Consider the following 14,988-nt stretch of genomic DNA (forward strand, 5'->3'; position numbering starts at 1 on the left):
CCTTTACATCCTTTTACGATTCAAATAGGTGATTGGTTTCACTATATGAAAATAGCCAGCTCAATAGATGAGCTGGCCCAAACTTATTTAGCGACGGCTTCTTTTTCTTTTACTAGTTTTTTCATCCGCTCGCGTTCCCTTCCAATAATCGGTTTTAAATAATGACCGGTATAGGAGGCTTTTTCTTCCATGACTTGTTCAGGTGTACCGGAGGCAATGATCTGGCCTCCGCCATTTCCGCCTTCCGGACCCAGGTCGACTAAATAATCCGCTGCTTTAATAACATCGAGATTATGCTCAATAACCAGCACCGTGTCTCCATTCTCAACAAGACGCTGAAGAACTTTCAGCAGCCTCGCAATGTCATCAACGTGCAGACCGGTTGTCGGTTCATCGAGAATATAAAGTGAGCGCCCAGTTGAACGGCGGTGCAGTTCTGAAGCAAGCTTCACCCGCTGCGCTTCTCCCCCTGACAGAGTCGTTGCCGGCTGGCCAAGCGTGATATATCCTAGTCCGACATCGTAAATGGTTTGCAGCTTCCGGTGTATTTTAGGAATGTTTTCGAAGAAATCGAGCGCATCTTCAACGGTCATTTCAAGAATGTCCGAAATGTTTTTGCCTTTGTATTTTACTTCAAGTGTTTCCCGGTTGTACCGTTTGCCGTGGCATACTTCGCACGGAACATATACATCCGGAAGAAAATGCATCTCAATTTTGATGATTCCGTCACCGCGGCAGGCCTCGCAACGGCCTCCTTTTACATTGAAGCTGAAACGGCCCTTTTTATATCCCCTGACCTTGGCCTCATTCGTCGAAGCAAACACATCGCGGATATCGTCAAATACGCCTGTATAAGTAGCCGGATTGGAACGAGGCGTTCTTCCGATCGGCGACTGATCAATGTCGATGACTTTATCTAAATGTTCAATACCTAAAATCTCTTTATGCTCTCCAGGTTTTGTTTTTGCTTTATGAAGCCTTTGAGCCAGCGCCTTATGCAGTATTTCATTTACGAGTGTACTTTTACCTGAACCTGAAACACCTGTAACGGAAATAAACGTTCCTAATGGAAATTTAACTGAAACATTTTTCAGGTTATTCTCATTTGCCCCTTTGACCTGAATGTAACGGCCATCCGGTTTTCTCCGTTCTTGAGGAAGAGGGATAAATTTTTTGCCGGACAGATACATACCAGTCAGAGAATTCTTATCCTTCATAACTTCCTTAGGTGATCCAGCGGAAATGACGTTTCCTCCGTGCACGCCCGCTCCAGGGCCGATATCAATCAGATAATCGGCAGCAAGCATCGTATCTTCATCATGCTCTACGACAATGAGGGTATTCCCAATGTCCCGCATATTCTGCAGCGTTTCAATAAGGCGGTCATTATCACGCTGATGAAGACCGATGGACGGTTCATCCAATATATACAGAACGCCAGTCAGCTTCGAACCGATCTGAGTAGCAAGTCTGATCCTTTGTGCTTCTCCTCCGGAAAGGGAGCCCGCTGAACGGTTTAAGGTCAGGTAATCCAGACCCACATTAACAAGAAAGCTAAGGCGTTCGCAAATTTCCCTTAAAATCAATTTGGCAATTTTCATTTCCTTTTCAGTCAGGTCAAGCTTACCGAAAAAATCGTGTGCCTCCTGAACAGAAAGGGTGGTCGTTTCCCCAACATGGCGGCCGTCAATTTTAACAGCCAGTGTTTCTTTCTTCAGCCTGTATCCTTTGCACGAAGGACATGGCTGCTGAGCCATATATTTCTCCATTTGCTCGCGAATGTAATCCGAGCTCGTTTCACGGTAACGGCGCTCAATATTTTTCATCACGCCTTCAAATTTAATATAGCTCTCTCTTACCTGCCCAAAGTCATTTTCATAGCGGAAGTAGATCTCATCTTTTCCGCTTCCGAGTAAAATTTTATCCAATTGATGGTTTGGCAGATCCTTAACAGGAACGTTCATATCAATTCCATAATGGCTGCACACAGCTTCAAGGAGCTGAGGATAATACTGTGAGCTCGTAGGCTCCCATGGAGCAATAGCGTGCTGTTTAAGCGTTAGGTACTCATTCGGAATAACGAGTTCACGGTCTACTTCCAGTTTAGACCCAAGACCGTCACATGAAGGACAGGCGCCAAAAGGACTGTTAAAAGAGAACATTCTCGGTTCAAGCTCTCCGATAGAAAATCCGCAGTAAGGGCAGGCATGGTGCTCGCTGAACAAAAGTTCCTCCTGGTCAATGACATCAATCATGACCTTTCCTTCACCCAGGGCAAGCGCTGCTTCAAGAGAGTCGCTTAGTCTTGCCTCAATTCCCTCTTTGATTACAATCCGGTCAATTACCACTTCGATCGAGTGCTTTTTGTTTTTTTCCAGGATGATTTCTTCAGAAATCTCCTGCATTTCACCATTTACCCGAACCCTTACATACCCTTGTTTTTTAATGTCCTCAAGGGTTTTGGCATGAGTTCCCTTCCGTCCAGATACGACTGGAGAAAGAACCTGCATCTTCGTTCGCTCCGGGAACTCCATAATTCTGTCCACCATCTGCTGGATGGTTTGCGAAGTGATTTCGATGCCATGATTTGGACAGACAGGCCGTCCTACACGTGCATAAAGAAGCCTCAAATAATCATAAATTTCTGTGACCGTTCCGACTGTTGATCTTGGATTCCGGCTTGTTGTTTTCTGGTCAATGGATATAGCCGGAGACAATCCATCGATGGAATCAACATCTGGTTTGTCCATTTGACCGAGAAATTGCCTGGCATAGGCAGAAAGCGACTCGACATACCTGCGCTGTCCTTCCGCATAAATCGTATCAAATGCAAGCGATGATTTTCCCGATCCTGAAAGGCCCGTCAATACGACGAGCTGATTCCGAGGAATTGTGACATCTATATTTTTAAGGTTATGCGCTCTGGCTCCCTTTACAACTATGTGTTCACTAGCCATACTTTGTCATCCTTCCGCTTTCAGCTCTATTAGCAAATCACGAAGCTCTGCGGCCCGTTCGAAATCCAGTCCCTTGGCAGCATCCTTCATCTCTTTTTCCATCTGAGCAATCACTTTTTCGCGCTCTTTCTTGGAGAGCTTCGCAATTGCCGGTGCTGCTTGGTCTGTATCTTCTTCCACCGCTTCCATAGTAGCTCGAATTACATCCCGGATTTCCTTTTGAATCGTTTTCGGTTCAATTCCGTGAACGCGGTTATATTCTTCCTGTGTTTCACGGCGGCGCTTCGTTTCATTTATTGCAACTTCCATTGAATTCGTGATTTTATCGGCATACATAATAACATGGCCATTTGAGTTTCTGGCTGCGCGTCCGGTAATCTGAATCAAAGATCGTTCAGAGCGAAGGAATCCTTCTTTATCCGCGTCCAGAATGGCTACCAGTGACACCTCAGGTATATCCAGACCTTCCCGGAGAAGGTTAATTCCAACGAGGACGTCATGTTTACCGAGACGCAGATCGCGTATTACTTCAATCCGCTCCAGAGTTTTTATTTCGGAGTGGAGGTAATTGACTTTGATTCCAATTTCCCTAAGGTAATTCGTCAGATCCTCGGACATCTTTTTCGTCAGGGTCGTAATGAGAACCCGTTCATTCTTTTCGACTCTTGCATTGATTTCCCCGATTAAATCATCAATTTGTCCCTGAATAGGCCGGACTTCAATAGTAGGATCGAGCAATCCGGTCGGACGGATAATCTGCTCGACCATTTCGTCAGTATGCTCTATTTCATAAGGGCCCGGTGTCGCCGAAACATAAACCATGTTCGTCATATGTTTTTCAAACTCTTCAAAACGAAGCGGTCTGTTATCTTTTGCAGAAGGCAGACGGAACCCATGATCGACTAGAACCTGCTTTCGTGCCTGGTCCCCGTTGAACATTCCGCGTACCTGCGGAAGGGTAACGTGAGACTCGTCGACAACAATCATAAAATCGTCCGGAAAATAATCAATCAATGTATAGGGGGTGGAGCCGGGAGGTCTTAATGTAAGATGGCGGGAATAATTCTCAATTCCCGAACAGAATCCCATCTCTCTCATCATTTCAAGATCATATCTTGTCCTCTGCTCAAGCCTTTGAGCCTCAAGAAGCTTGCCGGCTTCCCTCATCTTGACTAATTCTTCCTCCAGCTCTTTTTCAATGTTTCCTATGGCAACGCTCATTTTTTCTTCACGGGTTACGAAGTGGGAAGCCGGGAAGATCGCGACGTGTTCACGTTCGCCGAGTATTTCCCCGGTTAAGGCGTCCACTTCGCGAATGCGGTCGATTTCGTCTCCGAAAAATTCAATTCTCATGCAGTGTTCATCCCTGGATGCAGGAAAGATTTCCACGACATCCCCGCGAACCCTGAATGTTCCGCGCTTAAAGTCAATGTCATTCCGCTCATATTGGATGTCTACAAGACGCCTTAACAGCTGATTCCGTTCAAGCTCCATTCCAGTCCGAAGAGATACTACGAGTTCTTTGTATTCTTCCGGAGAACCGAGGCCATAGATACAGGAAACACTGGCAATAATGATGACATCTCTGCGTTCGAACAATGAGGTCGTTGCAGAGTGGCGCAGTTTGTCAATTTCATCATTAATGCTTGCGTCCTTTTCTATAAAAGTATCGGTCTGGGGAACATAGGCTTCAGGCTGATAGTAATCATAGTAACTCACAAAATATTCTACAGCGTTATTCGGAAAGAACTCCTTAAATTCACTGTAGAGCTGGCCTGCCAGCGTTTTATTATGAGCAATCACGAGGGTCGGCTTATTGACTTCCTTGATGACATTCGAAACGGTAAATGTTTTGCCTGTTCCGGTTGCCCCAAGAAGCGTCTGGTGCTTCTTCCCTTCATTAATTCCTTCAACAAGTTTCTTGATTGCCGCAGGCTGATCCCCTTCCGGCTTGTATTTCGAGACTAACTCAAACCGATGTTCCACACAAAGGCCCCCAATTCACGCATTATCGTATTTATATTTTACCATACACTATATGGGAAATTCCAAAGATACGAACTGACGTTTGCAGTATTTTTCTTGCTGTCTATCAGTTTTCCCGCTTTTAGACATTCGCAACCTTTTTCTTTAAACGCACTCTTTATGCACAGAAAAAACCGCGCATCGCACGGTTTCTCTCTATTTATTCAAATGGTTGGGTTTACGGTTCATTTTACGTGCATACATAGCCCCTGCAACAAGCGATACAGCATCAAGCCCCACAATATAGTCAAACTCTGTATATCCTTTAAAATAAGAAGCGATGATGAGTGCAGCGGTTAAAGCAGTCCCAACTATATAACTGTACGTGACTCTCGTAAAAAGCACGACAAGAACAAACGGAAAAATCAATGCCAGGATCGCTTTCGTCAGCATTGTGAAACGCCCTCTTCCTTCTTGATATTACCGTTATTCTATCATGCTCCGCGAATGCTGAATAGCTTTAGAGGAACCTATTCTTCAATTGTTCTTAACAGCAAATCCGGAAAGTCTGTCATCACTGCCGACACTTTTGTATGAATAAGACTTTGATATAAAGCAAGGTCATTAATCGTATACACTCTTAACGTTCCCCCGTTATTCATATATTCCAATCCGGCTTCGGAGAGACTGAATTCGGCAGGACAGTGGATACTGCTGCAGCCAAGCTGTTCAGCAATCAAGGCAGCATCTGGCATATTCCCTTCAAAAAGCCAGGCGATTTCAAAGACTTTATTTAGTTGTTTCATTCTTTTCACGCTTGCTTTGTTAAAGGATGAAAAAACAATTCTGCCGGCCAGATTTTTTTCTTCAGCCATCCGCATTGCTTTCTCCTCCAGACCAGGGTAATCAAATACATCATTTTTTAATTCAATATTTAAGACCGTGCCTGACTGGTCTTCCAAAAGCAAATCCAGAACTTCCTCCAGATGAGGAATCCTTTCATTATGAAAGGAAGGATGAAACCAGCTTCCTGCATCTGCATTCCGCAATTCCTTATATGTCATGTCCTTTACATATCCCACTCGATCTGTCGTTCGGTCAATTCTTTCGTCATGAATGACGACAAGTTCACCGTCTTTTGACATTTGAACATCCAATTCAATTCCGCTTGCTCCTGCTTCTATCGCCTTTCTAAAAGCAAGCATCGTATTTTCCGGATACTGTCCGCTGCATCCTCTGTGAGCAAATATCTTCATGTTTGCAACTCCATTCTTAATACTAAGCTCTGTTAAACTTGGCTGTTGATTGAAGGTAGCAGGCGTTCGCTTTCCACTCCAATCAACAGGTGTTTAAAATCAACCAAAAAGTAAAGGGCCGGCCATGAAGAATTCTTCTGGCCAGCCCTTTGAAGCTTACTTCTGCTTGCGATTAGCCATCTCAAGCGATCGTTCTGTTTCCTTTGCTGCCCGATTCAATGCTTCTTGAGGATCTGTCCCTTGATATAAGCTTTCCATTCCAGTTACAACTTTTTGTCTGGATTCAGGGAAAACGGAAATCAAGGCTCCTTGTGTAGCCGGAGAAGGCTTTGTATTTTTCAGCTGGTCCACCGTTACCTTAAGCTGCGGATACTTTTCCCACTCTTTTTTCACGATATCCTGCTCATATGCTTTTGGATTGATAGAGAAATACCCGCTGTCTACATGCCATTTAGCCTGCACTTCAGGTGTAGATAAATATTTCATGAAATCCCATGCACCCTGCTGTTCTTCTTCAGCCGTACCTTTGGACATCCAAAGCGAAGCTCCTCCGATTACAACCCCTTGCCTTTCGATGCCATCAGGAACAGGAAGATAAGCAACCCCAACATCAAATGGAGCATTATCAATCAATTCTTTAATTCCTGCAGAAGAGTCAAGGAACATAGCAATTTTTTGCGATTGGAATGCCGCTCTCATAGAATCCCAGTTCTGTCCGCTATTGTAGAAAGAACCATCCTTGTGCATCTGGCTGATTAGATCAAAAACACGTTTTCCTTCCGGTCCATTGAACGTCGCTTTTTCCGCGTCTCCTTTGCGTCCGTTTTCATTATCCACATAGGTTCCGCCTTGTACAGCTACCATTTCTTCAAAGAACCATCCGTAATTCAGGATCGAAAATCCTTTTTGGCTGCCAGTCGTAAGTGCTTGTGCTGTACTTTTCAGCTCACTGTAAGTTTGAGGTGCCTTTTCAGGATCCAGGCCAGCTTTTTTAAATGCATCTTTGTTGTATACCAAGACGGGTGTTGAGGAGTTAAACGGCATAGAATACTGCTTGCCATCCACTGTGTAGTAATTTGAAATATTTTTTTCCCATTGAGATGTGTCAAATTTATCTTGATCAATAAACTTTTGGACAGGCTCGATTTTGTTGCTGTCGATCATATACTTTGTGCCGACTTCAAACGTCTGCATAATGGTTGGAGCGTCAGGAGATCCCGCAACGGTATTGAATTTTGTCAGTGCTTCTTCGTATGTTCCCTGGAATACAGGCTTAACCTCAATCTTATCTTGAGATTTATTGTATTCATCCACAATCTCTTTTAAAGAAGTCTCTAAATCTCCAGCCATTGCATGCCAGAATGTTACTTCAATTTTACCTTCAGCGTTTTTCTTCACAGGCTTTGCTGTTTCTTTTTCCGGCTGTGTTCCGCCGCAGGCTGAGAGCACGATCAGCATTAGCGCAGTAATCAATATCAATACCTTTTTCATCTGTTTTCACTCCTGATTTTTTATTTGATTATGCATGGACCGGCTGGCAATTCCCCTTCATATGCAGAAAGGTGAGCTGGCCAATCTATGCCTCATTCAGTTAATTGACGGGAGAAATACCCGCTGCTTTTACAAACGTTATTTTATTGCACCTTGAGTCAATCCTTTTTGAAGGTGCTTCTGTCCTGCGAAAAGCAGGATCAGAGTCGGCAAAACAACAATGACAGCAGCCGCCATAACGATTCCCCATTCGGAAGAAACCTCTTGTGATTGCATTTGCTTCAGACCGATTTGGACTGTTCTTACCTTCTCGTTGTTTGTGACGAGAAGCGGCCATAAATACATATTCCATGTCGTTAAGAAGCTGTAAATAGCAAGAGTTATCATACTCGTCTTGGATACAGGCAGGACCACTTTCCAGAAAAAGCGGAAACGGCTTATACCCGCTACCTGCGATGCTTCAAAAAGCTCATATGGAATCGTCTTAAATTGCTGCCTGAGCAAGAACGTTCCAAAGGCTAGTGCGAAAAATGGAATGGTAAGCGAGCTGTACTGATTAATCCACCCAAGCTTTTGAACAATTAAGTAATTCGGAACCATCGTCGCTTCCCAAGGAATCATCATGGTAGATATAAACAGAAAGAAGAGTGTATTTCTTCCTCTGAATTTAATAAATACAAACGCGAAAGCCGCTAGTGATGACACAATGAGCTGACCTGCTGTGACAGTGACTGAAACGATTAGACTGTTCATTAAAAAATGAAGCAGCGGTACTTGCTGAAAGGCCGACTGATAGTTTTCAAAGGAAAAAGATGAGGGCAGCAGCTTCCCTTGAAGGACTTCTCCTCCTTGCATGAAACTGATCATGACTGCATATACAATCGGAAACATCATGAACAGAGCGGATAAAACGAGCAGCACGTACAATAAACTTTTCTTCATAAGGCTCATTGATAATGCACCTTCTTTTCTCCAAGCCGAAATTGCAGAATCGTCACTGCCAGTATGCAAAAGAAAAGCAAGACTGCCTGCGCACTGGCCGAGCCGGCATTGTAATTAACAAAGGCATCCTGATAAATTGAGTAAACAATCACGTTGGTGGATTGTACCGGACCGCCTTTGGTTAAAATATCGATTTGGCCAAATGTCTGAAAGGAATTAATCAGAGAAACGGTAGTAATGAAAAATAACGTTGGTGACAGCATGGGGAGAGTAATTCTCCTTAGCTGATAAAAAGACCCCGCCCCTGAAATTTTTGCACTTTCATAGAGCTGTTCATCAATGTTCTGCAGGCCTCCAAGCAGAATCAGGAAAGCGAAGCCTGTGTTCATCCAAATCGTTGATAAAGCAACCGCAAGCAGTGCTGTGTTTGGATCCAGCAGCCACGAGTGCCCTTCAAACCCGATCAAATTCAATAGCTTATTAAACACTCCAATGGAGGGGTTGTACATAAACATCCATATGATTGAGGATGCTGCAACACTCATCCCCATTGTTGATGAGAATAGCGTCCGGAATATACCAATGCCCTTAAGCTTCAAATTAGCGATTAAAGCAAGAAATAATGAAAGCAGAATACCCGCTGGAACTGTATACAGGACAAACAGTCCCGTTGCCTTTGCACTATTTAAAAATTCCTCAGACTGGAGCAGATACGTGAAATTTTCAAGACCGATAAATGCGATGGGATTCCCTTGAGGATCCGTATAAAATAGGCTCAGATAAATCGTTCTGATCATCGGATAAAACAGGAATACTCCGAACAGCAGCAGAGATGGAAGAAGATAAAGGAGACCTGAGCCTAAATCAGAGAGTCCATTTCCTGTTTTCATCTTCAGCTTTGATTGATTTTTCTTAACCAGGGCATTCATATCGGCTGCTCCTCTGAAGCAAATGGTAATCTATTGCCGGTGCTCAGCCTGGTTCCGTTTTGAGGATCAAAAAAGAGTAAATCCTCTTGATTAAAGGTTAATTCGATTGAATCACCCGGTTCCAAATCCCATTGTCCAGGCCATCTTGCAATCCATTGCTTCCCCTCAGATATGTCAAAGCTCAGCAGCGTCTCTGTTCCAAGTATCTCAGCATTAGCAACCAATCCCGTCAGCTTTCCTTCTCCGGCTGGCGCCTGTATTAAATGCTCAGGGCGAATTCCGGCTTCAACAGACTCTGCCCCTATAGACAGCAATACCTCCTGAGGAACATTAGATAAATGCTTATCTCCAATGTGAAGAAGGTTTCCTTCAGCCTTCGCTTCAGCCAGATTCATGGGCGGAGCTCCAATAAATGAAGCGACGAAAGAATTCGCAGGCTGATTGTATATATCAAGCGGTTTCCCCAGCTGCTGAATTTTCCCTCCATTCAAAATCATCATACGGTCCGCCATTGTCATAGCCTCCGTCTGATCATGCGTCACGTAAATCATCGTAATGCCAAGCTTCCGCTGAATCTGACGAATTTCAGAGCGCATTTTTGCTCTCAGTTTTGCATCCAGATTAGACAGCGGCTCGTCCATCAGACAAATGGGGGCATGCGTAACGATGGCTCTAGCCAGTGCTACACGCTGCCTTTGACCGCCGGAAAGCTCACGCGGCTTCCTATCCATCAAATTAGAGAGTCCGAGCATTTCGCACGCTTCCGAACATCTCTCTTTTTGCTCCTGTTTGGAAATCTTTTTCGTATATAATCCGAACATAATGTTTTCAGCAACCGATAAATGAGGATATAGGGCATAGTTTTGGAAAACCATTGACAGATCCCGCTTGCTCGGATGAAGATTGTTTGCTGCACGATCTCCGATTCGCAGTTCTCCTCCGCTTACTTCCTCAAGTCCTGCAATCATACGAAGAATGGTGCTTTTCCCGCATCCTGAAGGACCAACCAGTACAAAAAACTCCCCAGGCTGAATGGATGCATTGATAGAGTCAATGACCATATTTTTGCCGTCATAGGATTTGCTGAGGCTGGAAAGCTCCACACTTTTCATCCATTATTCCACCTTTCTCCTTATCCTTTAAAATTCAGGCTTTTTCCAAAGCCATGGCTTCCCAGTCGAAACTGCCATTGCGCCGCTCTCTAGTGCAGCTTGAATATGTGCTTTATTTGAAATCAATCCGCCTGTAATAATCGGCAAATCGGTTTTCGCTTTTACTTTTGTTATCATTTCAGGAATAAGACCCGGCATAAGCTCCAAAGCATCCGGCTTAATTTCGCAGGAGGTTTGAAGACCATGCTTGAGTGCATCTGTATCAACTAAAAACAAACGCTGAATCGTCAATAACCCCTCTTTTTTCGCAATTTGGATCAGAGAACTTTTTGTCGTTACAATCCCGGTAGGTTTGACATATTTGGCTATAAATTTAAGCCCTTCCTTGTCAAAACTAATGCCCGGGATTTTCTCCAAGTGCAGGAAAACGAATCTCCCATTTTGCTTGAGAAGATCGACATACCGCTTGATCACACTGATATTACCCGTTAAAAGAAAAGCCGATTGAATATCCGACTCAAGAAAAAGCTCAAGACTTTTAGGATCTTTTATCGAAGAAATGAGCCGATCGTTTTCAAGGTGTTTAATAAACTCACGCTGAATCTCCATCCTGCTTCCTTCCTTCCTCCGTAAACAAAAAAATCCATAAAAACGTACAGGGATTGTTTAAAGCATCCCCTTGTTTTTATGGTTTCTCATATTTAACCGTTTTACTATTCACTTGTCTTTCCCTAAATACATATTACTGCATCATTATTAAGGTACTGTTTGCCGGATGTTTAGCAATGTAAACATTACATTTCATCTTCGTTAACTTATTGGAAAAAAGCTCCTCCTTATGGAAGAGCTGGCAGTTTGGTTAGTATTTTTCTTCCAGAAGCCCTTTTAAATCAGAACATATAGCCGCTGGTTCGAATCCTAATGCGGATACAGGCTCCCCTGTGCGGTTAATCCAGGCAGTCCTAAATCCAAAGCTTGAAGCACCTGCAATATCCCACTGATTAGAGGACACAAATAATATTTCGGCTTTATCGAGTCCAAGTTTCTCCATCGCATAACTATAGGAAGCAGGTGACGGCTTGTACTGCCTGATTTCATCTGCGCTCAACGCTCCTATTAAATCTTGAAATCCGTTATTTTTAATGAGAGGATCGAGCATTCCTCTCGTTCCGTTAGAATAAATAAACGTTTGTTTACCTTTAAGCTGTTTTAATACTTCTTCTGTTTCTTCGAAGGGCCTCAGCTGTTCGTATTCTTTCATTAAGTCTGCACATTCTTTTTCGCTTCCTTCTGCGCCATGAATCGCCAAAGAAGCTTTCAGCGCTTTTTCAGTGAGCTGATCAAAAGGCTCATATTTTTGCAAAATCTGTGTCAAAAAGCAGTATTCCAGCTGTTTTTCTCTCCATGTCCGGCTGATTTCCTCCCCTTTTCCCTGGAAATGCTGCTCGCATTTTTCTTTTACAGAGTAAACGTCAAACAAAGTACCGTAGGCGTCAAATAAAATTGCTTTAATGGTCATGAGATGGCCTCCTTTGTATCTGTTATGTATATTTCACAAAAACAGCCCCTGCAAAACACTGCAGGATGCTGATAAGTGATTTACATCGTGAAAACGGGTAAAGTTTCATTACACGCAATCATATTGGAGGAATGAGCCATGGGAAATCTGTTATGTATATTTCACAAAAACAGCCCCTGCAAAACACTGCAGGATGCTGATAAGTGATTTACATCGTGAAAACGGGTAAAGTTTCATTACACGCAATCATATTGGAGGAATGAGCCATGGGAAATTACCCTGAACTTTTTGAAGAACAACTACTAGGACCCTATAAATTAAAAAACCGCTTCATTGTCTCACCGATGACGCGAATCAGTGCAGATGAAGACGGAATGGCTAATTCCCGAATGGCACGCTATTACAAACGCTACGCAAAGGGTGGATTTGCCGCCGTTATTTCTGAGGGTATTTATACAGACAACCTATACAGCCAGGGTTATCTAAACCAGCCGGGCTTAGTATCCGCCGGTCATATTGCCTCTTGGAGACCGATTACTGAAGCTGTTCAGGACCACGGTGCCCTGATTATCGCCCAGCTTATGCACGCTGGCGGCCAGTCTCAGGGAAACATTCATTCAAAACAGACAGCAGCACCTTCTGCTATTTCCCCTAAAGGAGAACAGCTCGAGTTTTATGGCGGCTCCGGCCCATATCCCGTTCCTAAAGAAATGAGTGAACAGGATATTGCGGATGTGAAAAGGGGGTTCGCGGCCGCAGCTATGAATGCCCGTCAGGCCGGATTCAATGGAGTAGAAATACACGGGGCAAACGGATATCTTCTGGACCAGTTCCTGACAGCGAGCTTAAATGAGCGAGAAGATTCTTATGGAGGGTCCCTCCAGAACCGTATGAGGCTGTTAATGGAAATCATATATGACGTTCAGCAGGCGGCAGGAAACGATATGATCATCGGAATCCGAATTTCACAGGCAAAGGTGTCGGATCCAAATTACAAATGGCCTCATGGCGATAAGGATGCAGAAGCGATCTTCTCCCTTCTTGGGAAAACCCCGCTGGATTATATTCATGTAACGGATGCAAACGGTACAGCATCGTCATTTGGTGATGGAAGTAAATCACTTGCAGCCGCCGCAAAAGAGTACAGCGGATTGCCGGTTATCGCCAACGGACAGCTTCAGGATCCAAGAAAGGCTTCTTCTTTAATTTCCTCTGGGGATGCTGATTTTGTAAGCCTGGGTACAGGAGCTTTAGCCAATCCCGATGCACCGAAGAGAATCAGCAAAGGGAAGGATCTTGAAGCCTTCAGTCCGGAGGAAATCCTTATGCCGCTAGCACATATAAAAGATTCAGAGCTGTAAATCATCAGCCGCCGGGACAATCCGGCGGTTTTTTGAATGCCTGGGCGTAAAAAATGATATAATAGAAGCATTACAAATGAAGGGAGGTGAACTGGGTGTTCTTGGATTTGGATTTTTTAAATGATATGAGCCATTTAATTCTGCTCATATCCCTTGTCGTATCGGCTGGCGGGACCCTCGCTTTAACCTATGTATCGGGGAAAAGCGTTAAAACCGACATGTCGATAAAAAGAAATTGGCTGCCGGCCTTATCTGATACCGAACCGCACCGCTTTTTTATCGGCGGCATGGATCAGCTGCACACTTGGATAATCAGGATTATGAAAATGGCTTCTTCTCCGGATGATGACGGTGACCGCCACCCCTTCTCGTACGATTCACAGGCGATAAAAATACGAGGAGGGCACTTATGCCAAACCAATCATCTAAGTTCACGTTCCTTAAACGGTCAAGTTTATTACTTCTGATTTTTTCAGTACTCCTGCTAAGCGGCTGCTCGGCAGATCATACACCAATCAATAGCGAGACAACCGGGTTTTTTAACCATTTTGTTGTATTCCCTTTTTCTGCCTTGATCAAATATACAGCTTCTCTATTCGGAGGCAGCTATGGAGTAGCGATTATCCTGGTGACATTTTTAGTCCGTCTGCTCCTTATGCCGTTTATGATGAAGCAATACAAAAATCAGCAGCAGATGAAGAAAAAAATGGCGATTCTGCAGCCCGAAATGAAAAAGCTTCAGGAAAAATACAAAGACAAGAAAAAAGATCCGGAGTCCCAGCGTCTTATGCAGCAGGAAACCCTTCAGCTTTATCAGAAGCATGGGTACAATCCGCTTGCTATGGGCTGTCTGCCGATCCTGATCCAGACTCCCATTCTTTTCGGATTTTACTTCGCGATACAACGAACTCCGGAGATCGCTGCACATTCGTTTCTCTGGTTTGACCTGGGGCATCCGGACACCATCATGCCGATTATTGCCGCAGCTGTCTATTTCCTGCAGGCAAAAGTCTCCCAAATGGATATGCCGGCGGAACAGCAAAAGCAAATGGCCATGGTCGCCTATGTGATGCCAATTATGATGGGGGCTGCGTCATTCGGAACAGCCGCATTTCTTCCTCTGTATTGGACCATTGGAGGAGTGTTCGTCATTCTGCAGACACTGCTTGCTAAGCACCTGTACAAAGAAAAAAATCTTCCTGCTGTTCCAAAAACACTGGAAAATTAGGGTTTCAGAGCGCCTCCTTTTCGGGGGCGCTTTTTTTGGCGGCTTCGGTTGGTGCTGATTTTGCCGGAAAATGCCGAATGGTCGCTTTTCGACATAACCCCGTTGATAATCGACATTTCTTGGCGGCTATTCGACAACCGTCTGTTGCTATTCGACATATTCCCGTTGCTATTCGACATTCCGCTGCTATTGACAACCGCCAAAGCTTCCATCTAAAAAGACGCCCGG

13 protein-coding genes are annotated in these 14,988 nt (G+C 44.2%); 3 read left to right on the forward strand and 10 right to left on the reverse strand.

Translation table 11 applies throughout. The features are described 5' to 3' along the window. Positions 1-83: 83 nt before the first annotated feature. The 10 genes from uvrA to AS29_RS07625 all read right to left on the reverse strand — a co-directional run bounded on the left by uvrA (position 84) and on the right by AS29_RS07625 (position 12,171). The gene (uvrA, locus tag AS29_RS07580) at positions 84-2,957 is read right to left on the reverse strand and encodes an excinuclease ABC subunit UvrA (protein WP_035404623.1); all 2,874 of its coding nucleotides are present in this window, start codon (positions 2,955-2,957) and stop codon (positions 84-86) included. Positions 2,958-2,963: 6 nt separating this feature from the next. Next, entirely contained in the window at positions 2,964-4,943 is a 1,980-nt protein-coding gene (gene uvrB, locus AS29_RS07585; RefSeq protein ID WP_035404626.1) for an excinuclease ABC subunit UvrB, read from the reverse strand. A gap of 195 nt (positions 4,944-5,138) precedes the next feature. Next, on the reverse strand, positions 5,139-5,375 hold the full coding sequence (locus tag AS29_RS07590; RefSeq protein ID WP_035404627.1) for a CsbA family protein: 237 nt from the start codon (positions 5,373-5,375) through the stop codon (positions 5,139-5,141). Positions 5,376-5,452: 77 nt separating this feature from the next. Next, positions 5,453-6,178 carry a glycerophosphodiester phosphodiesterase gene (locus AS29_RS07595; protein ID WP_035404629.1) on the reverse strand — a complete coding sequence of 242 codons (726 nt, stop codon included), beginning with the start codon at positions 6,176-6,178 and terminating at the stop codon, positions 5,453-5,455. Positions 6,179-6,334: 156 nt separating this feature from the next. Then, entirely contained in the window at positions 6,335-7,669 is a 1,335-nt protein-coding gene (locus AS29_RS07600) for an ABC transporter substrate-binding protein (RefSeq protein ID WP_035404631.1), read from the reverse strand. A gap of 138 nt (positions 7,670-7,807) precedes the next feature. Next, on the reverse strand, positions 7,808-8,620 hold the full coding sequence (locus AS29_RS07605; protein WP_035404635.1) for a carbohydrate ABC transporter permease: 813 nt from the start codon (positions 8,618-8,620) through the stop codon (positions 7,808-7,810). After that, positions 8,617-9,501 (reverse strand): carbohydrate ABC transporter permease, encoded by an 885-nt coding sequence (locus tag AS29_RS07610; RefSeq protein WP_231889918.1) that lies wholly within the window; start codon positions 9,499-9,501, stop codon positions 8,617-8,619. Before AS29_RS07610 ends, AS29_RS07605 begins: the two co-directional genes overlap by 4 nt. Before the next feature lie 35 nt (positions 9,502-9,536). Next, the gene (locus AS29_RS07615; RefSeq protein WP_035404641.1) at positions 9,537-10,652 is read right to left on the reverse strand and encodes an ABC transporter ATP-binding protein; all 1,116 of its coding nucleotides are present in this window, start codon (positions 10,650-10,652) and stop codon (positions 9,537-9,539) included. Between the two features lie 27 nt (positions 10,653-10,679). Continuing rightward, a complete protein-coding gene (locus AS29_RS07620) occupies positions 10,680-11,261 on the reverse strand; it encodes a glycerol-3-phosphate responsive antiterminator (protein WP_035404643.1) in 582 nt (193 codons plus the stop codon). A gap of 250 nt (positions 11,262-11,511) precedes the next feature. Next, a complete protein-coding gene (locus AS29_RS07625; protein WP_035404645.1) occupies positions 11,512-12,171 on the reverse strand; it encodes a haloacid dehalogenase type II in 660 nt (219 codons plus the stop codon). 266 nt (positions 12,172-12,437) lie between these two features. On the opposite strand from AS29_RS07625, the gene AS29_RS07630 reads away from it, so the two are divergent. The 3 genes from AS29_RS07630 to yidC all read left to right on the forward strand — a co-directional run bounded on the left by AS29_RS07630 (position 12,438) and on the right by yidC (position 14,760). Continuing rightward, positions 12,438-13,532, forward strand: a complete 1,095-nt coding sequence (locus tag AS29_RS07630; RefSeq protein ID WP_035404647.1) for an oxidoreductase — start codon at positions 12,438-12,440, stop codon at positions 13,530-13,532. A gap of 95 nt (positions 13,533-13,627) precedes the next feature. After that, positions 13,628-13,999 (forward strand): hypothetical protein, encoded by a 372-nt coding sequence (locus AS29_RS07635; RefSeq protein WP_035404649.1) that lies wholly within the window; start codon positions 13,628-13,630, stop codon positions 13,997-13,999. After that, positions 13,942-14,760 carry a membrane protein insertase YidC gene (gene yidC, locus AS29_RS07640; RefSeq protein WP_035404651.1) on the forward strand — a complete coding sequence of 273 codons (819 nt, stop codon included), beginning with the start codon at positions 13,942-13,944 and terminating at the stop codon, positions 14,758-14,760. The genes AS29_RS07635 and yidC overlap by 58 nt, the downstream gene beginning before the upstream one ends. The last annotated feature ends 228 nt before the right edge of the window (positions 14,761-14,988 follow it).

The sequence above is a fragment of the Bacillus sp. SJS genome (assembly GCF_000732485.2).
GTDB lineage: Bacteria > Bacillota > Bacilli > Bacillales > Bacillaceae > Metabacillus_B > Metabacillus_B sediminis.